Annotated in this window: 26 protein-coding genes and 1 pseudogene; 18 read left to right on the top strand and 9 right to left on the bottom strand. The window is 60.1% G+C overall.

The window, feature by feature from the left end:
• Positions 1-53: 53 nt before the first annotated feature.
• The 4 genes from zwf to ACS4NR_RS14945 all read left to right on the top strand — a co-directional run bounded on the left by zwf (position 54) and on the right by ACS4NR_RS14945 (position 3,804).
• Positions 54-1,520: a glucose-6-phosphate dehydrogenase gene (gene zwf, locus ACS4NR_RS14960; protein WP_456017775.1), complete on the top strand. Its 1,467-nt coding sequence runs from the start codon at positions 54-56 to the stop codon at positions 1,518-1,520.
• Complete coding sequence (gene pgl / locus ACS4NR_RS14955) at positions 1,507-2,220, top strand: 6-phosphogluconolactonase (RefSeq protein WP_456017774.1); 714 nt, start codon at positions 1,507-1,509, stop codon at positions 2,218-2,220. Before zwf ends, pgl begins: the two co-directional genes overlap by 14 nt.
• A gap of 17 nt (positions 2,221-2,237) precedes the next feature.
• Entirely contained in the window at positions 2,238-2,903 is a 666-nt protein-coding gene (locus tag ACS4NR_RS14950) for a bifunctional 4-hydroxy-2-oxoglutarate aldolase/2-dehydro-3-deoxy-phosphogluconate aldolase (protein WP_007969324.1), read from the top strand.
• A gap of 175 nt (positions 2,904-3,078) precedes the next feature.
• Positions 3,079-3,804: an intradiol ring-cleavage dioxygenase gene (locus ACS4NR_RS14945; RefSeq protein ID WP_095137061.1), complete on the top strand. Its 726-nt coding sequence runs from the start codon at positions 3,079-3,081 to the stop codon at positions 3,802-3,804.
• 5 nt (positions 3,805-3,809) lie between these two features.
• Here the strand turns inward: ACS4NR_RS14945 and ACS4NR_RS14940 are convergent, their stop codons facing one another.
• Together ACS4NR_RS14940 and ACS4NR_RS14935 are read right to left on the bottom strand one after the other, a co-directional pair.
• Complete coding sequence (locus ACS4NR_RS14940) at positions 3,810-4,991, bottom strand: aminotransferase class V-fold PLP-dependent enzyme (protein ID WP_095137062.1); 1,182 nt, start codon at positions 4,989-4,991, stop codon at positions 3,810-3,812.
• 30 nt (positions 4,992-5,021) lie between these two features.
• Positions 5,022-5,258 (bottom strand): DUF3820 family protein, encoded by a 237-nt coding sequence (locus tag ACS4NR_RS14935; RefSeq protein ID WP_003227425.1) that lies wholly within the window; start codon positions 5,256-5,258, stop codon positions 5,022-5,024.
• A 206-nt stretch (positions 5,259-5,464) separates the two neighbouring features.
• Between ACS4NR_RS14935 and ACS4NR_RS14930 the strand changes: the two genes are divergently transcribed.
• Positions 5,465-5,932: a ferritin-like domain-containing protein gene (locus ACS4NR_RS14930; protein WP_003227422.1), complete on the top strand. Its 468-nt coding sequence runs from the start codon at positions 5,465-5,467 to the stop codon at positions 5,930-5,932.
• Between the two features lie 126 nt (positions 5,933-6,058).
• On the opposite strand, the gene ACS4NR_RS14925 is transcribed toward ACS4NR_RS14930, so the two are convergent.
• Both ACS4NR_RS14925 and ACS4NR_RS14920 read right to left on the bottom strand, forming a co-directional pair.
• Positions 6,059-6,529: a MaoC family dehydratase gene (locus ACS4NR_RS14925; RefSeq protein WP_003227420.1), complete on the bottom strand. Its 471-nt coding sequence runs from the start codon at positions 6,527-6,529 to the stop codon at positions 6,059-6,061.
• Positions 6,530-6,572: 43 nt separating this feature from the next.
• The gene (locus tag ACS4NR_RS14920; RefSeq protein ID WP_456017773.1) at positions 6,573-7,517 is read right to left on the bottom strand and encodes an alpha/beta hydrolase; all 945 of its coding nucleotides are present in this window, start codon (positions 7,515-7,517) and stop codon (positions 6,573-6,575) included.
• Positions 7,518-7,758: 241 nt separating this feature from the next.
• Here ACS4NR_RS14920 and fadD2 point away from each other — a divergent pair, with 241 nt between their 5' ends.
• Both fadD2 and fadD1 read left to right on the top strand, forming a co-directional pair.
• On the top strand, positions 7,759-9,447 hold the full coding sequence (gene fadD2 / locus ACS4NR_RS14915; RefSeq protein WP_456017772.1) for a long-chain-fatty-acid--CoA ligase FadD2: 1,689 nt from the start codon (positions 7,759-7,761) through the stop codon (positions 9,445-9,447).
• A 350-nt stretch (positions 9,448-9,797) separates the two neighbouring features.
• Positions 9,798-11,495 (top strand): long-chain-fatty-acid--CoA ligase FadD1, encoded by a 1,698-nt coding sequence (fadD1, locus tag ACS4NR_RS14910; RefSeq protein WP_443534230.1) that lies wholly within the window; start codon positions 9,798-9,800, stop codon positions 11,493-11,495.
• Between the two features lie 164 nt (positions 11,496-11,659).
• Here the strand turns inward: fadD1 and ACS4NR_RS14905 are convergent, their stop codons facing one another.
• The gene (locus ACS4NR_RS14905; RefSeq protein WP_007969330.1) at positions 11,660-12,037 is read right to left on the bottom strand and encodes a hypothetical protein; all 378 of its coding nucleotides are present in this window, start codon (positions 12,035-12,037) and stop codon (positions 11,660-11,662) included.
• A 196-nt stretch (positions 12,038-12,233) separates the two neighbouring features.
• Between ACS4NR_RS14905 and ACS4NR_RS14900 the strand changes: the two genes are divergently transcribed.
• The 3 genes from ACS4NR_RS14900 to def all read left to right on the top strand — a co-directional run bounded on the left by ACS4NR_RS14900 (position 12,234) and on the right by def (position 14,081).
• Positions 12,234-12,425: a CsbD family protein gene (locus ACS4NR_RS14900; RefSeq protein WP_095137066.1), complete on the top strand. Its 192-nt coding sequence runs from the start codon at positions 12,234-12,236 to the stop codon at positions 12,423-12,425.
• A 163-nt stretch (positions 12,426-12,588) separates the two neighbouring features.
• Complete coding sequence (locus tag ACS4NR_RS14895) at positions 12,589-13,545, top strand: YihY/virulence factor BrkB family protein (RefSeq protein WP_095137067.1); 957 nt, start codon at positions 12,589-12,591, stop codon at positions 13,543-13,545.
• Positions 13,542-14,081: a peptide deformylase gene (gene def / locus ACS4NR_RS14890; RefSeq protein ID WP_003227403.1), complete on the top strand. Its 540-nt coding sequence runs from the start codon at positions 13,542-13,544 to the stop codon at positions 14,079-14,081. Before ACS4NR_RS14895 ends, def begins: the two co-directional genes overlap by 4 nt.
• A 128-nt stretch (positions 14,082-14,209) precedes the next feature.
• Here def and ACS4NR_RS14885 read toward each other — a convergent pair whose 3' ends face one another.
• On the bottom strand, positions 14,210-14,629 hold the full coding sequence (locus tag ACS4NR_RS14885; RefSeq protein WP_456017771.1) for a GNAT family N-acetyltransferase: 420 nt from the start codon (positions 14,627-14,629) through the stop codon (positions 14,210-14,212).
• 324 nt (positions 14,630-14,953) lie between these two features.
• Here ACS4NR_RS14885 and ACS4NR_RS14880 point away from each other — a divergent pair, with 324 nt between their 5' ends.
• The 4 genes from ACS4NR_RS14880 (at position 14,954) to ACS4NR_RS14865 (ending at position 18,577) form a co-directional block, all read left to right on the top strand.
• Complete coding sequence (locus ACS4NR_RS14880; RefSeq protein WP_456017770.1) at positions 14,954-15,895, top strand: fatty acid desaturase; 942 nt, start codon at positions 14,954-14,956, stop codon at positions 15,893-15,895.
• A gap of 157 nt (positions 15,896-16,052) precedes the next feature.
• Positions 16,053-16,844 (top strand): phosphate/phosphite/phosphonate ABC transporter substrate-binding protein, encoded by a 792-nt coding sequence (locus ACS4NR_RS14875; protein WP_456017769.1) that lies wholly within the window; start codon positions 16,053-16,055, stop codon positions 16,842-16,844.
• A 195-nt stretch (positions 16,845-17,039) separates the two neighbouring features.
• Positions 17,040-17,567 (top strand): sigma-70 family RNA polymerase sigma factor, encoded by a 528-nt coding sequence (locus tag ACS4NR_RS14870; protein WP_456017768.1) that lies wholly within the window; start codon positions 17,040-17,042, stop codon positions 17,565-17,567.
• Positions 17,564-18,577, top strand: coding sequence for an ABC transporter substrate-binding protein (locus ACS4NR_RS14865; RefSeq protein WP_003227391.1), 1,014 nt, complete (start codon positions 17,564-17,566; stop codon positions 18,575-18,577). The genes ACS4NR_RS14870 and ACS4NR_RS14865 overlap by 4 nt, the downstream gene beginning before the upstream one ends.
• A 125-nt stretch (positions 18,578-18,702) precedes the next feature.
• Here ACS4NR_RS14865 and gstA read toward each other — a convergent pair whose 3' ends face one another.
• Positions 18,703-19,296, bottom strand: a complete 594-nt coding sequence (gstA, locus tag ACS4NR_RS14860) for a glutathione transferase GstA (protein ID WP_456017767.1) — start codon at positions 19,294-19,296, stop codon at positions 18,703-18,705.
• Between the two features lie 99 nt (positions 19,297-19,395).
• Between gstA and ACS4NR_RS14855 the strand changes: the two genes are divergently transcribed.
• The 3 genes and pseudogenes from ACS4NR_RS14855 (at position 19,396) to ACS4NR_RS14845 (ending at position 22,015) form a co-directional block, all read left to right on the top strand.
• The gene (locus tag ACS4NR_RS14855) at positions 19,396-20,286 is read left to right on the top strand and encodes a LysR family transcriptional regulator (protein WP_456017766.1); all 891 of its coding nucleotides are present in this window, start codon (positions 19,396-19,398) and stop codon (positions 20,284-20,286) included.
• A 409-nt stretch (positions 20,287-20,695) separates the two neighbouring features.
• Positions 20,696-21,472: pseudogene (locus ACS4NR_RS14850) on the top strand (PAS domain-containing protein); the annotation flags it as partial.
• A gap of 3 nt (positions 21,473-21,475) precedes the next feature.
• A complete protein-coding gene (locus ACS4NR_RS14845) occupies positions 21,476-22,015 on the top strand; it encodes a methyl-accepting chemotaxis protein (protein ID WP_256214240.1) in 540 nt (179 codons plus the stop codon).
• 195 nt (positions 22,016-22,210) lie between these two features.
• On the opposite strand, the gene ACS4NR_RS14840 is transcribed toward ACS4NR_RS14845, so the two are convergent.
• Together ACS4NR_RS14840 and ACS4NR_RS14835 are read right to left on the bottom strand one after the other, a co-directional pair.
• Positions 22,211-23,635 carry an MFS transporter gene (locus ACS4NR_RS14840; RefSeq protein ID WP_456017765.1) on the bottom strand — a complete coding sequence of 475 codons (1,425 nt, stop codon included), beginning with the start codon at positions 23,633-23,635 and terminating at the stop codon, positions 22,211-22,213.
• 125 nt (positions 23,636-23,760) lie between these two features.
• Positions 23,761-24,201, bottom strand: a complete 441-nt coding sequence (locus ACS4NR_RS14835) for a PACE efflux transporter (protein ID WP_095137077.1) — start codon at positions 24,199-24,201, stop codon at positions 23,761-23,763.
• Positions 24,202-24,322: 121 nt separating this feature from the next.
• Here ACS4NR_RS14835 and ACS4NR_RS14830 point away from each other — a divergent pair, with 121 nt between their 5' ends.
• Complete coding sequence (locus ACS4NR_RS14830; RefSeq protein WP_166496491.1) at positions 24,323-25,195, top strand: LysR family transcriptional regulator; 873 nt, start codon at positions 24,323-24,325, stop codon at positions 25,193-25,195.
• Position 25,196: the final 1 nt, after the last annotated feature.

Raw genomic sequence — 25,196 nt, 5'->3', positions numbered from 1 at the left:
TGATGCCTTGAAAAAAGGTATTTGTAGCTTAACTTGATAAAAGAACAAACATCATGCCTTCGATTACGGTTGAACCGTGCACCTTTGCCTTGTTCGGCGCTCTGGGCGATCTGGCCCTGCGCAAGCTGTTTCCTGCCCTTTATCACCTCGATGGCGCCGACCTGTTGCACGAGGACACGCGCATCATCGCGCTGGCCCGTGAACCCGGCTCCGAGCAGCAGCATCTGGCGTTCATCGCCGCCGAATTGCGCCGTTACGTCGGCAAAGAGCTGGATGAGGCCGTGGCCGAGCGCTTTCTGGCGCGCCTGAGCTACCTGCACGTCGACTTCCTCAAGGCTGAAGATTATGTGGCGCTGGCCGAATCGGCCGGCAGCGCGCAACGCATGATTGCCTACTTCGCCACACCGGCGGCGGTGTATGGCGCAATTTGCGAAAACCTGGCGAAAGTCGGTCTGGCGGAAAACACCCGCGTGGTGCTGGAAAAGCCAATCGGCTCCGATCTGGAATCCTCGCGCAAAGTGAACGACGCCGTGGCGCAGTTCTTCCCGGAGAACCGCACCTACCGCATCGACCACTACCTGGGCAAAGAGACCGTCCAGAACCTGATCGCCCTGCGTTTCGCCAACAGCCTGTTCGAAACCCAGTGGAACCAGAATTACATCTCCCACGTGGAAATCACCGTGGCCGAGAAGGTCGGCATCGAGGGCCGTTGGGGCTACTTCGACAAGGCCGGCCAACTGCGCGACATGATCCAGAATCACCTGTTGCAGCTGCTGTGCCTGATCGCCATGGACCCGCCGGCCGACCTGTCCGCCGATAGCATCCGTGACGAAAAGGTAAAAGTGCTCAAGGCGCTGGCACCGATCAGCCCGGAAGGCCTGACCACGCAAGTGGTGCGCGGTCAGTACATCGCCGGGCACAGCGAAGGCAAGTCGGTGCCGGGCTACCTCGAAGAGCCGAATTCCAACACCCAGAGCGACACCGAAACCTTCGTCGCCCTGCGTGCCGACATCCGCAACTGGCGCTGGGCCGGCGTGCCGTTCTACCTGCGTACCGGCAAGCGTATGCCGCAGAAACTGTCGCAGATCGTCATCCACTTCAAGGAACCGTCGCACTACATTTTCGCGCCGGAGCAACGCCTGCAGATCAGCAACAAACTGATCATCCGTCTGCAACCGGACGAGGGCATTTCCTTGCGTGTGATGACCAAGGAGCAGGGCCTGGATAAGGGCATGCAACTGCGCAGCGGCCCGCTGCAACTGAATTTCTCCGACACCTGGCGCAGCGCGCGGATCCCCGATGCCTACGAGCGGTTGTTGCTGGAAGTGATGAACGGCAATCAGAACCTGTTTGTCCGTAAAGATGAAATCGAAGCCGCGTGGAAGTGGTGTGACCAGTTGATCGCCGGCTGGAAAAAATCCGGTGACGCGCCCAAGCCGTATGCGGCCGGGTCGTGGGGGCCGATGAGCTCGATTGCACTGATCACGCGGGACGGGAGGTCGTGGTATGGCGATATCTGATGTGCAACTGCCCGCGGGCGTGAATGCCCACCCATTCAAGAGCCCGGTGCTGTTGGCCGAAGGTCTGGCGCTGAACGTCGCCAAGCAACTGAGCGAGGCCATCGCCGCACGCGGCAAAGCGGTGCTGGTGGTCTCTGGCGGACGCAGCCCGGTGGCGTTTTTTCAGCACCTGGCCAAGCAGGAGCTGGATTGGTCGAAGGTCGTCGTGACCCTTGCCGATGAGCGCTGGGTGCCGGTCGAACACGCCGACAGCAATGCCGGCCTGCTCAAGCAGTACCTGCTCAAAGGGCCGGCCGCCAAGGCACAGTTCCTCAGCCTCTACAGCGCGGCGGCCAACGTCGAGCAGGCTGCAGAACAGGCCGACCGTCTGCTCGCGGAATTGCCGCCGATTGACGTGCTGGTGCTGGGCATGGGCGATGACGGTCACACCGCGTCGCTGTTTCCTGACAGCCCGAACCTGACTGAAGCCTTGCAGGCTGACGGCAGCCGTCGCTGCTGGCCGATGCTGGCGCCGAGCGTGCCGCGTCAACGCCTGACCATGAGCCGTGCGCTGCTGGCTTCGGCAAAGCACAAGATTCTGTCGATTTCCGGTCAGTCGAAACTGACCACCCTGAATGCCGCACTGGCATCCGATGACGTCGCGGCCATGCCGGTGCGCGCGTTTCTGCAACCTACGTTAGAGATTTACTGGTGCCCATGAGCCAAGGAACAGCCGCTATGACAACCCCATCCCCGACCGTTTCCATGGCGGACAAAGTTGCCCTGATCGACAGCCTCTGCGCCAAGGCGCGGATCCTGCCAGTGATCACCATCGCCCGTGAACAGGACGTGCTGCCGCTGGCCGACGCCCTGGCCGCCGGTGGCCTGACCGCGCTGGAAGTGACCCTGCGTTCGCAATTCGGTCTCAAGGCGATCCAGATCCTGCGTGAGCAGCGTCCGGAGCTGGTGACCGGTGCCGGCACCGTGCTTGATCGCAACATGCTTGCAGCAGCGGAAGCGGCGGGTTCGCAATTCATCGTTACCCCAGGCATCACCCGTGACCTGCTCGAAGCCAGCGTCGACAGCCCGATTCCGCTGTTGCCCGGCATCAGCAACGCTTCCGGCATCATGGAAGGCTATGGTCTGGGCTATCGCCGCTTCAAGCTGTTCCCGGCGGAAGTCAGTGGTGGCGTGGCCGCGATCAAGGCACTCGGCGGCCCGTTCGGCGAAGTGAAATTCTGCCCGACCGGTGGCGTTGGCCCGGCCAACATCAAGAGCTACATGGCGCTGAAAAACGTCATGTGCGTGGGTGGCAGCTGGATGCTCGATCCCGAGTGGATCAAGAACGGCGACTGGGCGCGCATTCAGGAATGCACCGCCGAGGCCCTGGCGCTACTGGACTAAACGTTTTACCTGACACTTCGTTGTGTGTTCTACGGCTTTACGGTGCGCTTGGTCGGTGCACCGTTTTTTTTTGCCCGGCAAAAATATTCATGGAAACGGCGCGACACATAGTTACCGCACCGACAACCTCGTGCGCCGTTAATCTGCGTTTATCTTATGGAAAAGAGAACGCGTCATGGAACGAGACACTTCAACCGCATCATCACCATCAATCTATCAGTTGGCCCCCGAGCAGATCGCCGGGCCGTACTTTCGCAATCCCAAATTGCTGCGGCGCAATATCAGCGAAGGCGCCGAAGGGCTGCCCCTGTTGCTGCGCCTGAGCATCGTCGACGCGATGACCGGCCAGCCGGTGAGCGGGGCATTGGTGGACATCTGGCACTGCAATGCACGGGGCGCCTATTCGGGATGGAGCCGGATCAACCCGGATCTGGAGGTCGACTCCGATGCCATCGGCTCGGTGCCGCGCACCGACGATGACACCTACCTGCGCGGCAGCCAGTTCTGCGATCAGCAGGGGCGGGTGCGCTTCACCACCATCTATCCGGGGTTCTATGCTGGTCGGGCGCTGCACATTCATGTGGCGGTGCGCATGGTCAGCGGCACTGAATACCTGGAGGAGCGCAACGTGGCCTGGGTCGGTCAGCTGTATTTCCCCGAAGTGGTCTCACGTGCGGTGCTCAATGCCAGGGACTACCGCGGGCGAGCCTCAACCCCCTTGAACAATGCCGACGACAGCTACTACGCCAATATGGGCGGCGAGGGTTCGACCCTGACCGTGTGGCCGATCGGCCGAGACTCTCACGAGGACGGTTTCTTCGGCCACCTGACCATCGGCATCGACACCTTTGCCGCCTCGTCGCAGATCAAACCCGAGGACTTCGACAAGTACACCGTGTGAACCGATCAGCGCAGCTCGTTGAGCGCACGGGTCAGCAACTGCATGTCAGCCGCCGTGGTGGTCAGCCCCGGCGTGATGCGAATGCTCGGCCCGCTCGCTGCGCCGTTGCGCACCACGGTGAACAGGTTGTACTCGTTGAGCAGGCGCTCGACCATCGCCTGTTGATCGGCGTGGCGAGTGAAACGCATCGAGGTGATCCCGCAATACAGGCGCGGATCGTCCGGGGTCATCACCTCGATCCCCGGCAGGTGCCGCACGGCACTCACCCACAGGTTGCGCAGGTAATTGAGCCGGGCGCTTTTGGCCGCAGCGCCGCCGAGCGAGCGGTGCTCCTCGAGTGCCAACGGCAGTGACATCAGCGCCGGAATGTTCGGCGTGCTGTACGGCGTGCGCGCGCGGATGTCGCTGGCCGGAAAGTGCATTTCGCCCATGTCCGGATCGATGTCGGCCAGACGCTGCGGGGCGATGTACAGAAAGCCCAGGGTCAGCGGTGCGCCAATCCACTTGTGCAGGTTGAAACCGGCGAAGGCGATGCCCAGTGCTTCAAGGTTGAACTCGATCTGGCCGAGGGCGTGAGCGCCGTCGAGGATGATGTCCACGCCGTGCTGTTTCGCCAGCGCGGCGATGGCCTGCACCGGCATCACCAGACCGGTGCGGTGGGTGACATGGGTCAGGGCCATCAGTTTGAGTTTCGGATAGCGGATGAAGGCTTCGCGGTAACTGTCCAGCAGGCTGTCGAAACTGGCCGGGTGAGTGTGGTTGATCTCGATCACGTCGACGCCGCGATGGCGAGACAGCCAGCGCATGGCGCCTTTGACCGTGTCGTATTCCAGGTCGCTGATCAGCACCTGATCGCCCGGTAGCAGGCGATTGTAATTACGGATCAGCGACTGCAGCGCATCGCTGGCGTTGCGGGTGAAGGCCACGCTCTGCGCGCGCACGCCGATGGTCTCGGCCAGTTGCGCACGGATCTCCAGGCTGTCGTGCTGTTCGAAACGCTGGCGCACGTACACCGAGTTGCTGGTGTTGATCAGCTCGATGTTGCGCTGGTAGTCCTCGATCACTGTGCGCGACATGCGCCCGAAGTAACCGTTCTCCAGGTTCAGCGGGCCGGTTTGCGCTTCGTAGCGATCGGCGAAGGTTTGCCAGAACGCTTCGTCACGGGCGCGGCGGGTGTTGTCAGGCATGGTCGACTCGGCTCAAGGGAGAGGGGCGCTTCAGTGGCGCGGGGCGGGTTTGCCGTGTTTGGCGCGTAGCGGTTCGAGCAGATCCGACAGACCGTTATGGTCGATTTCCTGCATCAGCGCCAACAGTCCGCCGAGTTCGCCGTGAGGAAAACCTTCGCGGGCAAACCAGTTCAGGTAAGGCCCCGGCAGGTCGGCAATGATCCGGCCCTTGTACTTGCCGAAGGGCATTTCACGGGTGATCAGCAGTTCAAGTTTTTCAGGATTCATCAGTGGCGATCATCTGGATTCAATCAGTCAGGAAAATACAGGCATTCTGCATGCAGGCCAAATGACAGATCATGCAAATAACCGTGATACAGATAGTTCAAATATCTTTAACTTGTTGAAAATTAACGATTTATTTTTGAATGAAAAGCTGGCACGCACACTGCAATAACCCTTGCATCTTCAACCAACCGCAAGGAATTGAAAAAATGACTGACATGAATAAAGAAGCGATCTCTGTACTCAACGACCTGATCGAAACCTGCAAGGACGGCCAGGAAGGGTTCAAGACTTGCGCTGAAGACATCAAGCATCCAGAGCTCAAAACCCTGTTCGTGACCCGTTCTGCCGATTGCGCGACTGCTGCCGCTGAACTGCAGGCTGAAGTGCGTAAACTGGGCGGTGATCCGGAAACCTCTACCAGCGTCAGCGGTGACCTGCACCGTCGCTGGGTCGACGTCAAAGCCATGTTCACCGGCAAAGACGAAGAGGCTGTGCTGAACGAAGCCGAGCGCGGTGAAGACCATGCGTTGAAGGCTTATCGTGAAGCCATCGAGAAAATCAACAAGCACGGTCTGGTCGGTATCCGTGACCTGGTTGAGCGTCAGTACCACGGCGTACAACGCAACCACGACCAGGTGAAAGCCCTGCGTAACCAGGCTCGCGCACGTTCGTAAGCCGCGCTGAAAAAACTGTGGGAGCGGGCTTGCTCGCGAAAGCGCTGTGTCATGCAACGATAATGTTGCTGACATGACCCCTTCGCGAGCAAGCCCGCTCCCACGTTTGTTTTTTCTACCTGATGATCAGCCGATGCTGATCGCCGGCAGCGTCGGCAAGGTCACGGTCTGCTGTTTACGCGGCGCGAGAATCTCGGCCTCGCCATCCACGACCAGCTCATCACGCTGGTTGAACACGCGAGTGGCGATGCGCACGCGAAACTTCGGCAGCTTCTCAAGAATTTCCAGGCGTACGGTCAGGGTGTCGCCAATCTTCACCGGTTTCTGAAAGCTCATCTGCTGACCGATGTAGATGGTGCCCGGCCCAGGCAGCTCGCACGCCACGGCCGCGCTGATCAGTGCACCGCTGAACATGCCGTGGGCGATGCGTTCCTTGAACATGCTGGCAGCGGCGAACTCGGCGTCCAGGTGCACCGGGTTGTGGTCGCCCGACATCGCGGCGAACAGCTGAATGTCGCGCTCTTCGACAGTCTTGCTGTAGCTGGCGGTCTGGCCGACTTCGAGGGCTTCGTAAGGGATGTTGGTAACCTGGGTCATCGGTCTTGATTCCTGTGACGGATTAAAGTGAATCCACAAAAAATTATTCGCTGCGATGCGGGCGGCGATGGCTCAGCGCCTGGTCGATCCAGGTCAGCACATCGGCAATCACGTCGTCGCGATTGGTTTCATTGAACAATTCGTGCCGTGCCTGCGGGTAGATCTTCAGTTGCAGATTCTGGCTGCCGGCCCTGCGCAACGCATCGGCCAGATCTGTCAGACGCTTGCCTTCGCTCACCGGATCACATTCACCGCCGATCACCAGCAGCGGCAGGCCCGGGTCGATCTGGGCGAGATTGGACGCTTTGCTGATCTGCTGCAAGCCGCCGAGCAAGTCGATCCACAATTGATTGGTGCAGCGAAAGCCGCACAACGGGTCGAGGGCATACAGATCGACCTCGACCGGGTCGCGGCTCAGCCAGTCGAACGGCGTGCGCGCCGGTTTGAATTTGTTGTTGAACGAGCCGAATGACAACCACTCGATCAGCGCACTGCGGCCCTTGCCACCCTGGCGCAGTTTTTCGAAACGGGCGATTTGCCGCGCCGCGCCGTAAAGCGCCACTGGCTGGAAGTTCGAACCGCTCAGAATCGCCCCGTGCAGGCTGGCGCTGTGATGCAGCAGGTAACCCTGGGCGAGGTAGCTGCCCATGCTGTGCCCGAGCAGGATGATCGGCACGGCGGGATGCTGCTGGCCGATGTGCTGATTGAGGCTGGCCAGATCGCCGATCACCTTGCACCAGCCGTCGTCATCGGCGAAATGCCCAAGCGTCCCGTGTTCGGCGGTCTTGCCATGGCCGCGCAGATCCGGGGCGTACACACCGTAGCCCTGTTCACAGAACGCATGCGCCAGCCGCTCGTAGCGCGCGCTGTGTTCGGCCATGCCGTGGGCCAGCAGGATCACCGCTTTCAAGGGCGCGGCGGGCAGCCACTGGTTGACGAACAGGCGGCTGCGGTCACTCGCGTCCAGCCAGAAGGCTCGGTGGATCATGGCAATTCCTTTTTATCGAGCGGTAACGGCCCGCAGTCGTTGCATTGTATAGCGCGTCCGATCAGCCCACGCCACGGCAGGAAGATTCATACGATCAATGACGGCTTCGTCCATATTTGCCTCAATGGCCATAACTGCTAGTGTCCGTGAAGCTCCGCTTTTTGCTTTGTGCCCTCAGGGATAAGCGCGAAACCACAGAAAAGCGGCTCCCGGATCGATTCAGGTAAAGAGGACAAGAACAATGCAACCTGATTTCTGGAATGACAAACGCCCCGCCGGCGTACCACTGGACATCGACATGGGCGAGTTCAAGTCGGTGATCGAGGTGTTTGAGCGTTCCTGCAAGAAATTCGCGGACCGTCCGGCCTTCAGCAATATGGGCGTGACCCTGACCTACGCGGAACTCGAGCGCTACAGCGCGGCGTTCGCCGGTTACCTGCAAGCCCACACCGATCTGGTGCCGGGGGATCGGATCGCGGTGCAGATGCCCAACGTGCTGCAATATCCGATTGCCGTGTTCGGCGCCTTGCGCGCCGGGCTGATCGTGGTCAACACCAACCCGCTGTACACCGCGCGCGAGATGCGCCACCAGTTCAAGGACTCCGGCGCCCGCGCGCTGGTGTACCTGAACATGTTCGGGCAGAAGGTTCAGGAAGTGCTGCCGGATACCGACATCCAGTACCTGATCGAAGCGAAGATGGGCGACATGCTGCCCACCGCCAAGGGCTGGCTGGTCAACACCGTGGTCAGCAAAGTGAAGAAAATGGTCCCGGCGTATTCGCTGCCGCAGGCGATCTCGTTCAAGAGTGCGTTACATCTGGGGCGCGGCCTGGGGATCAAGCCGCTGAGTGTCGGTCTCGACGACATCGCCGTGTTGCAATACACCGGCGGCACTACCGGCCTGGCCAAGGGCGCGATGCTGACCCACGGCAACCTCGTGGCGAACATGCAGCAGGTGCGTGCGTGTCTTGCGCAGTTGGGGCCGGACGGTCAGCCACTGCTGCGCGAAGGGCAGGAGGTGATGGTGGCGCCGCTGCCGCTGTACCACATCTATGCCTTCACCGCGAACTGCATGTGCATGATGGTTTCCGGCAACCACAACGTGCTGATCACCAATCCGCGGGACATCGCAGGCTTCATCAAAGAGCTGAAGAACTGGCGCTTCTCGGCGCTGCTCGGCCTGAATACGTTGTTCGTCGCACTGATGGATCACCCGGACTTCAAGACCCTGGATTTCTCCAGTCTCAAGCTGACCAACTCCGGCGGTACTGCGCTGGTCAAGGCCACCGCCGAGCGCTGGGAGCAGATCACCGGTTGCCGCATCACCGAAGGTTACGGCCTCACCGAAACTTCGCCGGTGGCCTGCACCAACCCGTATGGCGACCAGTCGCGTCTGGGCACGGTCGGTCTGCCGGTGCCGGGTACGCTGCTGAAAGTCATCAATGACGAGGGTGTCGAGCAGCCGATGGGCGAGCGCGGCGAGTTGTGCATCAAGGGCCCACAGATCATGAAAGGCTACTGGCACAAACCCGAAGCCACCGCCGAAGTGCTGGATGCCGAGGGCTGGTTCAAGTCCGGTGATATCGCGGTGATCGACCCGGACGGTTTCGTGCGCATCGTCGATCGCAAGAAGGACATGATCATCGTCTCCGGCTTCAACGTGTACCCCAACGAGATCGAGGACGTGGTGATGGCTCACCCGAAAGTCGCCAACTGCGCGGTGATCGGTGTGCCGGACGAACGTTCGGGCGAGGCGGTGAAGCTGTTTGTGGTGGCGCGGGAAACCGGGGTCAGCCTCGAAGAACTGAAGGCGTACTGCAAAGAGAATTTCACCGCTTACAAGGTGCCGAAACACATTGTGCTGCGTGAGTCGTTGCCGATGACGCCGGTCGGGAAGATTCTGCGGCGGGAGTTGCGCGATATCGCGTAGAAATCCTGGAAGCGAAAAGATCGCAGCCTTCGGCAGCTCCTACATTGGAACTCATTCCCTGTAGGAGCTGCCGGAGGCTGCGATCTTTTGCTTTCAAGGCCCGGAAAACCGGGGCTTTCAGGGATGTATAGGATTTTTGCTCTAAAATGACTGTTAGAAAGTCTTGAGTCATTAAAGTGACCATGGAGGCCGCTTTTGGCTCTAGTCGGCCCTCGGCAAAGCTGCTACTCTCGGCGCGCTTTGTGACTTCTCGGCCTGTAGAAAAGCCAGATTCACCAATACAAAACACACACCAATAATAATCGCATCAAATGCGGTGAAGAATTCGCGTTGCTGAGGAGTGGGCTTCCATGATCGAAGACTTTTGGAAGGATAAATACCCGGCTGGAATTGCTGCCGACATCAATCCAGACGAGTACCCGAATATTCAGGCAGTGTTGAAGCAATCCTGCCAACGCTTCGCCAACAAGCCGGCTTTCAGCAACCTGGGCAAGACAATCACCTACGGTGAACTGTACGAATTGTCCGGTGCGTTTGCCGCGTATCTGCAACAGCATACCGACTTGCAGCCCGGTGATCGAATCGCCGTGCAACTGCCCAACGTTCTGCAGTACCCGGTAGCCGTCTTCGGTGCGATTCGCGCCGGGCTGATCGTGGTCAACACCAACCCGCTGTACACCGCGCGGGAAATGGAACACCAATTCAACGACTCCGGCGCCAAAGCGCTTGTCTGCCTGGCCAACATGGCGCACCTGGCTGAAGCCGTGGTGCCGAAAACCGGGGTCAAACACGTCATCGTCACCGAAGTCGCCGACCTGCTGCCGCCGGTCAAGCGCCTGCTGATCAACAGCGTGATCAAGTACGTGAAGAAGATGGTGCCGGCCTATCACCTGCCAAAAGCCGTCAAGTTCAACGACGTGCTGAGCAAGGGCCAGGGCCAGCCTGTGGCCGAAGCCAATCCGCACAGCAGCGATGTCGCAGTGTTGCAATACACCGGTGGCACCACCGGCGTGGCCAAGGGCGCGATGCTCACCCATCGCAACCTCGTCGCCAACATGCTGCAGTGCAAGGCGCTGATGGGCTCCAACCTCAATGAAGGTTGCGAGATCCTGATCACGCCGCTGCCGCTGTACCACATTTATGCGTTCACTTTTCATTGCATGGCGATGATGCTGATCGGCAACCACAACATCCTGATCAGCAACCCGCGCGACCTGCCGGCGATGGTCAAGGAACTGTCGAAGTGGAAGTTCAGTGGTTTCGTCGGCCTCAACACGCTGTTCGTCGCGCTGTGCAACAACGAAGGTTTCCGCAAGCTGGACTTCTCCAACCTGAAAGTCACCCTGTCCGGCGGCATGGCCCTGCAACTGGCCGCGGCCGAGCGCTGGAAAGCGGTGACCGGTTGCTCGATCTGCGAAGGTTACGGCATGACCGAAACGAGCCCGGTGGCCACGGTCAACCCGATCCAGAACATCCAGATCGGCACCATCGGCATTCCGGTACCATCGACCCTGTGCAAAATCATCGACGATGCCGGTGTCGAGCAGCCCATGGGCGAAATCGGCGAGTTGTGCGTCAAGGGCCCGCAGGTGATGAAGGGCTACTGGCAGCGTCAGGAAGCCACCGATGAAATCCTCGACAGCGAAGGCTGGCTGAAGACCGGTGACATCGCGCTGATCCAGCCCGATGGCTACATGCGCATCGTCGATCGCAAGAAAGACATGATCCTGGTCTCCGGTTTCAACGTCTACCCGAACGAACTGGAAGACGTGCTGGCGACCCTGCCGGGCGTGTTGCAGTGTGCGGCCATCGGCGTGCCGGACGAGAAGTCGGGCGAGGCGATCAAGATTTTCATCGTCGTCAAACCGGGCGTGACCCTGACCAAGGAAACCGTGATGGACCACATGCGCGCCAACGTCACCGGTTACAAGGTGCCGCGTTCGGTGGAGTTCCGCGATGCGCTGCCGACCACCAACGTCGGCAAGATCCTGCGTCGTGAGTTGCGTGACGAAGAGCTGAAGAAGATCAAGGCCAAGTCCGCCGCCTGAAGCAAAAAGCCCCGCAGATGCGGGGCTTTTTGTTGGAGTAGGTGGTGGATTTGTAGTGACTGTGATGCCGCCTTCGCGAGCAAGCCCGCTCCCACATTCAACCGCGTTCCTCCAGTTGGAATACAGTCAAATGTGGGAGCGGGCTTGCTCGCGAAGCTTTTCGGTTACTGACGGAACGGCGCGAAATTCACGTTGGTCCCCGCCGGGCGCATGTCCTGCAGGTACGAATCCTTGTCCGCACTCAATTCCAGACTCAACGCCGCCTTGCGCTTGCCTTCGTTGCGAATCACCAGACCTTCGAGCTTTTCCCGCAGGAACACCGTCGGCACTTTCAGGTGCAGCAGTTCGTCGGTGGCCGGGGTGTGCATCAGCAGGTGAATCCACTCGTATTGCCCGACAGCCAGACGCGTCACTGGCAGGTCGAACCACCAGATGTTGCGGTTGCGGTTCAGTTCGGCGAAGTGGCAGTTGTTGGTGCCGAGCACAGCGCCGCCCAGTTCCTGGTTGCGACGGGCAATGGCCTGCTTTTTATCGAGTTTCATAACATTCCTGCGGGATCTGATCGTTGGCGCACCGCGCCCATAGCTGCGCATTCTCGGGGCTTGCGGGGCAAACATAAAGCCCAACCTGCATTGCACGACGAAATGAACGGCAAAAATAAATGAAACTCGTGGCAAACCCGGCCAGTCAATCATTACGTACTGACTTTTCCCCTTCAATGCACCAAGGAGAAACACCATGAGTAGCACTGGCGATAAAGTAAAAGGCATGGCCAACGAAGCGGTCGGCAACGTCAAGCAAGGCGTCGGTAAAGCCACCGACAACAGCAAGCTGCAGGCCGAAGGCAAGGTTCAAGAGAAAAAAGGCGAAGCTCAACAAGCAGTGGGCAAAGCCAAAGACGCCATCAAGAAAGGTGTCGACAAGGCGTAATCGGGCCTTGAACGAAATACACGAGCGGCCATCCAAGGATGGCCGTTTTTGTGTCAAAACCCGACAGCCATCCACGAAGGTCGCCAAGTAGGCTACCGTGATGTAGAAAACGGCCCCTGAGTCGCCACGACTTCAACCTGCAATGCGGCGAAAGGAGACGCGAATGATTTTTCCAGACATGAAAGGTCTGCCACTGCACCGGGTGATGGTGCGCACGGTCACTGAATTCGTCGACGACGAGATGTCGACCTATGCCTCGGCGCTGGCCTACCAGATGCTGTTCTCGCTGTTCCCGTTCATTCTGTTTTTGATCGCCCTGATCGGTTTCCTGCACCTGCCGGACTTCTTCAGCTGGCTGCGCCTGCAGTCGGAACTGGTGCTGCCGCCACAGGCGCTGGAGCAGGTCAACCCGGTGATCGATCAGCTGCAACAGTCCAAGGGCGGTTTGCTTTCGGTCGGTATCGTCATCGCCCTGTACACCGCGTCTGCCGGCGTGCGGCTGATGATGAGCGCGATGAACGCCGCTTACGACGTAGTCGAGGGCCGGCCGATCTGGAAGCGCTTCCCGCTATCGGTGTTCTACACCATCGGCATCGCCGGCATGTTGCTGGTAGCGGCCGCACTGATGGTGCTCGGGCCGCAGGTGATGGGCTGGATTGCCGCGCAAGTGGGCCTGGAAGACTTTATCGTCACCGTGTGGACGATTGCGCGCTGGCCGGTGATCGTGATCCTGATGATGGTCGCGGTGGCATTGATCTACTACGTGATGCCCGACGTCAAACAGGAATTCCGTTTCATCACTCCCGGTTCGGTGCTGGCCGTGGTGGTGTGGATCATTGCCTCGCTGGGCTTTGCGTTCTACGTCAAAACCTTCGCCAACTACAACGCGATGTATGGCAGCATCGGGGCGATCATCGTGCTGTTGCTGTATTTCTACATTTCCTCGGCGGTGCTGCTGCTCGGCGCGGAGATGAATGCGGTGATCGAACACATGTCCAGCGAGGGCAAGGACGAGGGCGAGAAAGTCCCCGGCGAACTCGATGAACATCCCAAACAACATGTCTCGGGCCTGGGGCGCGACCACTCGCTCAAGCCGGACACTGACGAAGCCCGACCATGATTCGTGAAATCCTCAAAATGGGCGACGAACGCCTGCTGCGCATCGCCCCACCGGTGCCGCCGGAAATGTTCGACAGCCCCGAGCTGTGGCAACTGATCGATGACATGTTCCAGACCATGGAAAGTGTCGGTGGCGTCGGCTTGGCCGCGCCGCAGATCGGCGTCGACCTGCAACTGGTGATCTTCGGTTTCGAGCACAGCGAACGCTACCCGGACGCCGAAGCGGTGCCGCAGACGATCCTGATCAATCCGCTGATCACGCCGCTGAGTCCGCTGACCGAGGAGGGATTCGAAGGCTGCCTGTCGGTGCCCGGCCTGCGCGGTGCGGTGGATCGTTATCAGCAGATTCGCTACGAAGGCTTTGATCCCAAGGGCGAACCGATCGTGCGCGTGGCGTCAGGCTTTCATGCGCGGGTGGTGCAGCATGAGTGCGATCATCTGATCGGCCGCTTGTATCCGTCGCGGATTACCGATTTCAGCAAGTTTGGTTTTACCGAAGTGATGTTCCCGGATCTCGATCCCACAGCCGACGACTGATCCTCAGAACACCTCCATCCTAATGTGGGAGCGGGCTTGCTCGCGAAGGCGTCGTATCAGTCAATTGATGCAGCGACTGACACGACGCCTTCGCGAGTAAGCCCGCTCCCACAAGGGTATCTGTGATCTCAGATTGAATGCGGTGTCAGCCCCATCGCAATCATCGGCTTGCTCCGCGCATACCGGCTCAACCGTTCGGCCAGCGCATAGGGCAGGGCAGGGTCGAAACTGAAGCCACGCCGCTCATAAAAACCGCGCAAATCCGGATGGCAGAACAGCCACACCGGCTCCTGCAGATCCTTCACTGCCGCCGCGATCAACTGCCCGGCAATCCCTTGCTCACGGCAACCCGGATCGACAAACAACCCGGTCAACCAGTACCCGCCCGCCACCGGCCGCAAGCACAGCGCGGCGACGATGTCCTCGCGCCGTGCCACCCACAGTTGCGCATCACGCACCGCCTTCATTGACGATTGGTGGCGGCGGTAAAACTTGTTCATCAACGGCCACAAAGGCTCGTCGAGCAGGCTGTACTGGGTATCAGGCATGGGATCGGACTGGCGGCGGGCAAAGCGCCGATTATAAAAGAACGGGCGATGCTGGATAGGTGTATACCTGAGCCTACATCCCTGTGAGTGGAGTACGCATCATGTCCAAAGGTATGGATTCAAAGAAAGCCGCGAAGAAGAAACCGGCCAAGACCGCGATTGAAAAACGTGCAGAGAAGAAGGCCAAGAAAGTCGATATTTTCGGTCATTGATCACGTCCTTCGGGAGCCCTTCCCCCGGGCTCCCGTTTCAGCGCAAAAATAAACTGCAAGATTGCTCGGCTTCGTTGCACAGAAGGGGAAGATTCCCGTTCCGAGCCACGCCATGCCGAACTACTTCGACGCCGACCATCGCCAGCAGATCGAAACCCTGCGCCAGCGCTTCACCGCCCGCACCGAATGGCCGACGTGGCTGCTGCTGATCGGCGTGTATGGCGGCTGGTTCGCGATCATCCTCAACAGTCAGTGGCTGGGTCACGGCTTGAGCACATTGCTGCTGATTCCGCTGCTGGTGCTGTGGCTGTCGGTGCAGCATGAACTGCTGCATGGGCATCCGACCCGCTCGGTGCTTTTCAATAAAATCCTCGGTTATGCACCCTTTGCGGTGTGGTACCCGTACACCTTGTATCGCGACAGCCATCTGCTGCATCACCGCGATGAACACCTCACCGTGCCCGGCGTTGACCCCGAAAGCCGTTACCTGACAACGTCGCACTGGCAGGGCAGTTCGCTTTTCGAGCGAGGCCTGCACTGGCTGAACAAAACCGTGGTCGGGCGTTTTGCGATTGGTGCGCCGCTGGGACTACTGGCGTTGGCCGCGGAAGAACTGCAACGCCTGAAAAACCGCGAGCGTCAGGCCTGGCTGATGTGGCTGACCCACGGTGCGTTCAGCGTGTTGATGCTGTGGTTTATCGCGCGCTTCAGCGTGCTGCCGGTCTGGCATTACCTGCTGCTGATCAGTGTGCCGGCACTGTCGATCGCGATGATCCGCTCCTACTATGAACACCGCCCGCACGCTCAACCGGAGCAGCGCACCGTGCTCAACGAGGCCGGTTGGCCGTGGCGCTGGCTGTTTCTGAATCTGAATTTCCATCTGGTGCATCACGACCTGCCGGGGCTGGCGTGGTACGACTTGCCCCAGGTCTACCGCATGCGCCGCGAGCAGTGGGTGGCGCGCAGTGGCGGGTTTCTGGTGCAGGGTTATGGGCAGTTGTGGCGGCAGCACGGTTTGAAGCCGATCGACAGTCCGCAGCATCCTTACCACTAACCTCAAAAACACCAAAAATCCCCTGTGGGAGCGGGCTTGCTCGCGAATGCGGTAGAACAGTGACATGTCTGGTGTCTGACACACCGCTTTCGCGAGCAAGTCGAATCGTCGCACCGCCGCTCCCACAGGGGTAAGTATTTGCAGGGAAATAACGTGTATGACCCAACACCATCTCGAACTGCTGATGTACACCGCCCCTGAGCCCATCCGCTTGGCCAATGAACGCTGGATCGCCCGCATCCTCGAACACCTCGGCCACTCCCGCCTGAACGCCGTCAGCCTGTCGCTCCCCGAGCTCTGGTTATCCCCGGATCTGCTGCTGACCCAGACCTGCGGTTACCCGTTGATGACCTTGCTGCGCGGTCAGGTACGCATCGTCGGTCGTCCACGCTACGAACTGCCCGACGCCACTGCCGGCAATCACTGCAGCCTGATCCTCAGCCGTACGGACGACAACCGCAAAACCCTGGCGGACTTTCGCGGCAGTTGCGGGGTGATCAATAGCGAAGATTCCAACAGCGGCATGAACCTGTTGCGCCAGCGCCTGGCGCCGTTGCATCGCGACGGGCAGTTCTTCGCCACGCTCGGCATCAGTGGGGCGCACCGCGAAAGTCTGCGCTGGCTGCGTGAAGCGCGTGCCGATCTGGCGGCCATTGACAGCGTGACCTATGCCTACCTCGCTCAGCATGCGCCTGAGGAAGTCAGTGGATTGCGGGTGGTGGCGCGCAGTGCGTTCAGCCCGACGTTGCCATTTATCACCGTCGCTACTGCCACGGACGAGCAGATCGAACAGTTGAGCCGGGTGATGAATCAGGCGTTGCGTGAACTGCCTGATGTGGCGCAGATCCTCGGCTTGCCTGAAGTGTTGCCCGCCAGCGAAAGCGATTATCAGATCGTGCTCGAATATCAGCATGAGGCTGAAGAGTTAGGCTACGGCCGCTTGCGCTAAAAGATCGCAGCCTTCGGCAGCTCCTACAGGTTGAACGCATTTCAAAGTAGGAGCTGCCGAAGGCTGCGATCTTTTGCTTATATATCCAAAAGAAATATAAAAATGAAATATTAATCTTATTAATGCATAAGGCGCCTTGCTACGATCGCGCCACCGGATCACCGGACATTCAGCGACCCTTATTCAGGAGCCCTTATGTCCGGCGCCGATACCACTCACCGCAATCATCTCGACGTGCTGTTCCGCGCTCACTACCGCTGGCTGTGCACTTACCTGCGTCGACATCTGTACGACGCCGCAGGCGCGGAAGACATCGCTGCCGAAACCTTCGCGCAATTGCTGCAGGCACCCAGTATTACGGCGATACGCGAACCGCGCGCCATGCTCACCACGATTGCCCAACGCCTGCTTTATCAGCGCTGGCGCCGGGCGGATCTGGAGCGCCAGCATGCGCAGCAGATCGACGTCGATGCTGCCACTTCACCTGAAGACCTCGCGCAACTGAGCCAGACCCTCAAACGCCTCGACCACAGCCTGCAACGCCTGCCCGGCAAGGTCCGCTCGACCTTTCTGCTGGCGCGGATCGATGGCCTGACCTACCCGCAAATCGCCGCCGAACTGGGCATCTCCCAGCGTTCGGTCAGCGTCTACATGAGCCGCTCCCAGGCCCTGTGCGACCGCCACAGCGCCAACCAAATCCTGACAGACAAGAGGTCCGCATGAGATCGATCAAAACCCTGCTCGGCCGTTCGTTGCTGGCGCTGAGCCTGAGCGTTGGCGCCGTTTCGGCGGCGGAGAAAACCGCGCCGATCCACTTCGGTGACATCACCTGGGAAAGCGGCAGTTTCATCACCGAAGTGCTGCGCCTGATCGTCGAGAAAGGTTACGGCTACCCGACCGACACGCTGCCGGGCAGCACCGTCAGCCTCGAAGCGGCGCTGGCGAAAAACGATATTCAGGTGATCGGCGAGGAATGGGCCGGGCGCAGTCCGGCATGGGTCAAGGCCGCCAATGAAGGCAAGGTGTTCGGCCTTGGCGACACGGTCAAGGGCGCGACCGAGGGCTGGTGGGTGCCGGAATACGTGATCAAGGGGGACCCCGAACGCGGCATCAAACCGCTGGCCCCGGAGCTGAAATCGGTGGCCGACCTGCCGCGCTATAAGGACGTGTTCCGCGACCCGGAAGACCCGAGCCGTGGACGCTTCCTCAACAGCCCGACCGGCTGGACTTCGGAGATCGTCAACAGCCAGAAGCTCAAGGCCTATGCGCTGACCGACAGCTACGTCAACTTCCGCACCGGCTCCGGCGCGGCGCTGGATGCCGAGGTGGCGTCGTCGATCAAACGCGGCAAACCGGTGCTGTTCTACTACTGGTCGCCGACGCCGCTGCTCGGGCGCTTCAAACTGGTGAAGCTCGAAGAGCCACCGTTCGATGCCGAAGCCTGGAAGACTCTGGCCGATGCCAATAACCCGAATCCCAAGGGCACCCGCTCGATGCCGGCCAGCCTGGCGATTGGCGTGTCGGCGCCGTTCAAGGCGCAATACCCCGAGCTGGTGTCGTTCTTCGAGAAAGTCGATTTGCCGATTGATCTGTTGAACCAGACGCTGGCCGGAATGAGCGAAAAGCGCCAGCCACCGCGACAGGTCGCCGAAGCGTTTTTGCGTGATCAGCCGCAGGTGTGGAAGGCGTGGGTACCGGGGGAGGTGGCGAGCAAGGTGACGGCGGGGCTTTGAGTTTCAACTGTTTGATCGGTGGCGTTTGAGCTACCGCCTTCGCGAGCAAGCTCGCTCCCACACTGGGTCTGTGGCTTGCCCGAATCCAGTGTGGGAGCGAGCTTGCTCGCGAATGATCTAAAGACTTACGCCGCTTCCGCCGCCAACGCCGCCATCACGGTCGGCCTCTGTTCAATCCGCGCCTGAAACCGCGCCAGCGCCGGCCACTGCGCCAGCTCGATCCCGAACAACCCTGCCCAGCGCAACACCACAAACAACAACGCATCCGCCACGCTGAAGCCGTTCGGCAACAGATAATCCTGTTGCTCCAGCACTGCGACCAACACCGCAAAGCGCTTGAACAACTTCTCCTTGATCACCTCGGCCGGCAGCCGCTCATCGAACAGCGCACCAAGCCCGCCGTGGATCTCGCTCGAAATGAAATTCAGCCACTCCTGCAAACGCAGCCGTTCAAAGCTGCCGGGCGCTGGCGCCAGTCCCGATTGTGGTTGCAGATCCGCCAGATATTGCAGGATCACCGGGCCTTCGGTCAGCACCGCGCCGTCGTCCAGTTGCAGTGCCGCGACGTATCCCTTGGGATTGATCGCGAGAAAGTCTTCGCCGCTGGCCGTGCGCTTGCTGCGGTTGTCGACGCGGATCAGCACGAAGGGCAGCTTCAGTTCGCGCAACACAATGTGCGGCGCCAGTGAACAGGCTTGCGGGGCGTAATACAGCTTCATCGGCAGCTCTCTGGTGAGGATTTGGCGCCAGTGTCATAGTGCGCCGCACCCTCGGTAAAATTAATCTTTCAGAAAGCAGCCATAAGGACAGCTACTGCCATGATGAACCTGATGCATTGGCGGCTGGTGGTTGCCGTGGCCGATCACGGCAACATAACCCGCGCTGCCGAGCGGGTCGGCATGACTCAGTCCGGCGCGAGCCAGGCCCTGGCGCTGATGGAAGAAACCCTTGGCGTGCAGCTGTTCAGCCGCGAAAGCCGACAGACCTTGCCCACCGCCATTGGCCTGCCGGTGATCGAACAGGCGCGGCTGATGCTCGGCGCGCTGCAAACCATTCGCCAGACCGTCGACAGCGTGCGCCCGATGCTGCGCGGGACGATCCGCCTGGCGAGTTTTCCCATGGTGCTGGCGAGTTTTCTGCCACCGCTGCTGCGCCAGTTCAATCGCTTGTACCCGGGGATCGAAGTAGTGGCGCTGGAGGTCAGCGACGATGAGGTCGAAACCCTGCTCGCGGCCGGGCTGGTGGATGTCGGCGTGGTGCTCAACCCGGCACCCGAGCGCAACGCCGGGCCATTGGGTCGCGACGCATGGGTGGCGGTCGTTCCCGCAGGGCATCCGCTGGCGCTGCGGGGGATCGAGCAGGGCGTGAGCCTGCCAGAACTGACGGCGCTGCCATTCGTGCTGGCCACCGGCGGTTGCTCGACCAACGCCCGCAGCCTCGCCGCCGAGGCCGGGTTGCAGTTGCAGGATGTGCGGGTCGAAGTGCGCGAATGGAGCAGCGCCTTCACTCTGGTGCGGGAAAACCTCGGCGTGACCCTGGTGCCGGAAATGACCTTGCCGGCCGAGCGTCAGGGCTTGCGCGTGATTGCCTTGCAGCCACGTATCGAACGAGTGTTTTCGCTGGTGCTGCCTGCGGGGCAGACGCCGTCAGCGGCGGTGCAGGCGTTGCTGGATCTGGTGGCGGAGACGGCAGTCGCGACGGCTCGCTGAACCGTTTCTTGTGCAAAAAGTGCCAGATACTGGCCGACTAGTGGCCTTGCGCACGGCAGGGCGCTGGCTATGCTGTGCTGTAACTAACTATGTCGACCGTCATCTGTTAGCCGTGATTTCAACGCTGCCAGAGTGCGCAACCCAAGGCACCGGACACTGAACCAACAAGGAGCGGGGTTTTACATGGAAGTTCTTCTGCACGTTAGGGCTGGCCCGTCGCCGGGCTATCAAGAGAAGGATGTCTTGATGAGAGCGTCGCTGCATGGACCCTCGGATTAAACATCATTTATCACCTGACAACTTCCTCCTGTGGAGGAATGCGTGTGCCTGTTCTGTGGAACGTAGTGGTGGATGCTGAAAGACCTGAACTTTCATCAAATCAAAAGAACGCGCGGAAGGTGATACAACCATGTTCAACCTACATCACAAGGCTGATCTGCGGGAAATCGAGCGTTTCAGCTGCGCCTTGACCGAAGCCAACGCCAAGCTCGAAGCGATCAGCCGTTCGATGGCGATGATCGAATTTACCCCCGAAGGCATTGTTCTGGATGCCAACGAAAACTTCTGCAAGACCATGGGTTACAGCGCCGAGGAAGTGCGTGGCAAACATCACCGGGTGTTTTGCGAAGAAGCGTTTTACCGCAGCGAGGAGTACGCCAGGTTGTGGCGCGACCTGGCCCGGGGTGAGCCGATCAGTGGCACGTTTCTGCGCCTGAACAAGTCCGGCAAGGAGATCTGGCTGGAAGCCAGTTACATGCCGGTGTACGGCGCGGACAAACAAGTCAAAAGTGTGATCAAAGTGGCGTCGGACATCACCGCCCGGGTCAACAAAGAGCACGAAGAAGAGAGCATGCTGGCGGCGATCAGCCGTTCGATGGCGGTGATCGAGTTCACCCCGGACGGCAACGTGATTACCGCCAACGACAACTTTCTGAAAACGATGCAGTACTCGCTCAACGAAATCGTTGGCCATCACCACAGCATGTTCTGTCACCGTTCCGAATCCGAATCGGCGCAGTACAAGGCGTTCTGGGCGTCGCTCAATCGCGGCGAATATCACTCGCACCGTTTCGAGCGCAAGAACAAGTCGGGGCAGATGGTTTATCTCGAAGCCTCGTACAACCCGCTGTTCGACACCAAGGGCCGTTTGTACAAAGTCGTGAAGTTCGCCAGCGACATCACCGACCAGATGACCACGCTGCAGAACGCGGCGGAATCGGCCCATAGCACTTCAGTGCAAAACGACGCCTGCGCGCAAAAAGGCTCACAAGTCGTGCAACAAACCGTACAGATCATTCAGGACATTTCCCGCGACCTCAACGAAGCGGCGCTGAGCATCGATGCGGTCAGCAAGCAGTCGGACATCATCGGCACCATCGTCCAGACCATTCGCGGCATCGCCGACCAGACCAACCTGCTGGCGCTCAACGCCGCCATCGAAGCGGCGCGGGCCGGTGAACACGGACGCGGTTTTGCGGTGGTGGCGGACGAGGTGCGCAGTCTCGCGGCGCGTACCAGTCAGGCAACCCTGGAGATTGTCGAAGTGGTGCGCAAAAACCATGACCTGTCGCTGAGTGCGGTGTCGAGCATGCAGTCGAGCCTGAGCCGCACCGGGCTGGGTGTGGAACTGGCGAACGAGGCGGGGGAGGTGATCCTGGAGATTCAGCAGGGGTCACGGCATGTGGTGGATGCGATCGGGCAGTTCAATGCGACGTTGCAACTAAACTGACACCCATCAACAACTGTAGGAGTGAGCCTGCTCGCGATTGCGGTGCGTCAGTCACTGGATAAGTAACTGATGTATCGCTATCGCGAGCAGGCTCACTCCTACATTGGTTTCCAAGCAACTTTCAGATCAAAGCGCCGCGAGAAACTTGTCCGCCAGTTTGTCGCTGTTCTTGCTTTGCCAATGACCACGCTGGCCTCAGCGATGGGCAATATTTTCCAGCGCCAGGTTGCGCGTACGCGGGCCGAACCAGCCGATGGTCAGCATCACGATCAACATGCTGCTGACGATGAATGCGAGCACCCCGGGCGTGCCGAAGTTGTCGAGAAACAGCCCGATCAGCAGGCTGCTGAATACCGTCGACAAGCGGCTGAACGAATAGCAGAAACCCACCGCCCGCGCGCGGATGTTGGTCGGGAACAGTTCGCTCTGGTACGAGTGATAACTGAAGCTCAGCCACGCATTGCAGAAGGTGATCATCACCCCGCAGAAGATCAGGCCGAATGCACTGGTCTGCAGCGCGAACAAGGTGCCGAAAGTCATGGCGCCCAGCGCCGAGCCGACGATCTGCCACTTGTTCTCGAAACGGTTGGCGAACTTCACGAACAGCAACGGCCCGAGGGGGTAGGCGAGGGTGATGATGAACGCGTACATCAGGCTGTGGGTGACGCTCACACCTTGGCCGGAAAGCAACGCCGGCAGCCAGTTGCCGAAACCGAAGAAACCGATCGCCTGGAACACGTGAAACACGATCAGCATCAACGCGCGACGCCGGTACGGCGGCTGCCAGATATCGGCGAAGCGGCCCTTGCCCTCGACATCCACGGCCACCGCTTCCGGAGCGTCCAGCGGTTGGCGGTGATCCTTCTCGCAGCGTGCCTCGATGTCGTCGAGAATCCTGTTCGCTTCATCGAACCGCCCGTGCTGCGCCAGCCAGCGCGGCGACTCCGGCAGACGCTTGCGCAGCCACCAGATGAACAGTGCAAACACCGCGCTCGCCAACACCACCCAACGCCAGCCCGACACACCGAACGGCGCCTGCGGTACCAGCCACCACGACATCAACGCCACCGCCGGCACCGAGAGAAACTGCACGAAAAAGGCGAAGGCAAACGCCGAACTGCGCATGCGTTTGGGCACCAGTTCCGAGAGGTAGGCGTCGATGGTCACCAGCTCGATACCGAGGCCGATGCCCACCAGAAAGCGCATGCAGATGATGCCCAGCGCCGAGCTTTGAACGCCCATCAGCACCGTGGCCACGGTGTACCAGACCAGCGCAAAGGTGAAGATCGCGCGCCGGCCGAAACGATCGGCCAACGGACTGAGCAGGCTGGCGCCGAGGAACAGGCCAAGGAAGGTCGCCGACGCGAACGCTGCCTGATCGGAGAAGCCGAACACGCCCTGATTGCCGGTGGCGAAGATCCCGTCACGGATCAGCCCCGGACTGATGTAGGCGGTCTGGAACAAATCGTAAAGTTCGAAGAATCCGCCGATCGACAACAATGCCACCAGCCGCCAGATGGTGGCGACTGCGGGCAGGCGGTCGATGCGGGCAGAAATCTCGGCGGCGCGTATCGGGTCGATGCCGTCGCGTTGCGCGGCGGCGGGGGCGTGAGCAGTCATCGGCGGATCCATTTTTTATTGATGGAAAAGCTTAGCCTGCTATCGGAGTTGATGGATTGTGAATTTCGGCGGTTAGCCCCGGAGAACCGCCGATTTCTTGCAATAACTACTTACCAATTAACGATTTATGCCGCTGCGGTCGAATCGGGCAGCGCCGACGCCGGCAAGCCGAAAATGCGATCAAACAGCCAGTTGAAGGCGAACGTGTAGCACGGGATGAAGATGATCAGCGCCAGATCCAACAGGAACGCCTGCACCAGACTGATGTTCATCCACCAGGCGATCAGCGGGATCAGGAACACGATCAGTGTCAGCTGAAAACCGACTGCATGAGCGATGCGCCGTTTGACCGTGCGGGTGCGCGATTTCTGGCGACTTTCCCAGTGCTCGAACAGCGAGGTGTAGATGAAATTCCAGGTCACCGCGATGGTGGTGATGATCACTGCCAGCGGGCCGGTGCTGCCGGGCGAGGTGCCGGACAACAGCGCCAGACCGAGGGCGGAGAAGGTCATGCCGATCACTTCGTAGAGCGACACGTAGACCAGTTTGCGTTTGACGCCTTGCATGGAGATTTGCCTCTTTCTTGCAACGGGTTGGCCAGCGGGACTGGCGAAGGCGGCAAAAGATAGCTTCAATAGGCGTGACAGAAAAAGTCAGTAGCTTTCAGTTTTGGTGATAGGTGGTGTTTTGAATTTCAACAGCGACAGCATCGAACTGTTTCTCGCGGTGATCGAACGTGGCTCGTTTTCCGCTGCTGCCCGCGCTTTGGGGCGGGTGCCGTCGGCGGTCAGCATGGCTATCGGCAATCTGGAGGCGGAGCTTGGCTATGCCTTGTTCGACCGCAGCCACCGCGAACCGCAGCCGACGGCCATGGCACTGTCACTGGTGCCTCACGCGCGATTGATTGCCGAGCAGCTCAAGCAACTGCAAGTGCATGCGGTGGAGTTGTCGCTGGGGCTGGAGAGCAAGTTGTCGATTGGCGTGGTCGCCGACATCGACCGCCGCCGCTTGCTCGCCGCGATCAAGGTGATTGCCGAGCGTCATCCGTTGCTCGACATCGAAGTGTTGACCGCGCCGCAGGACGATGTGCTGGCGATGCTGCACAGTGGCCGCGTCAGCGTGTGTCTGGCGTTCGCCGGGTTGAGCATGAACGTGCTGGAGCGTTTTCAGTTTGTCGGCAGCGAACGGATGATCGCCACGCTGGCGGCGGACAGTCCGTTATTGCAGGGGCAGGATCTGTTTCTCGAAGATCTGGTGCATGTGCGGCAGATCGTCGTCGCCAGTCGCGACCTGGAAATCAGCGAAACCCGGCCGCTGGTGGCCGAGTCGCACTGGCGCACCGACACCCTGGAGGCGGCGCTGGAGATGGTCGAGGCAGGTTTGGGCTGGGGCAATTTCCCGTTATCGGTGGTGCAGCCGTGGCTGGACAGCGGACGACTGAAGCGCCTGAATTTCCGCAACATCGAAAACGGCCTGGTACTGCCGGTGCATGCGGTGTGGCTCAAGAGCCAGCCGCTGCAGAAGGGCGCGTCGGCTCTCGTCGACCTGCTCAGCCACTGAA

Source organism: Pseudomonas sp. JQ36 (assembly GCF_053851495.1).
The sequence above is the reverse complement of the archived record's forward strand: the minus strand, read 5'-3'. Positions and strand labels throughout refer to the sequence as shown.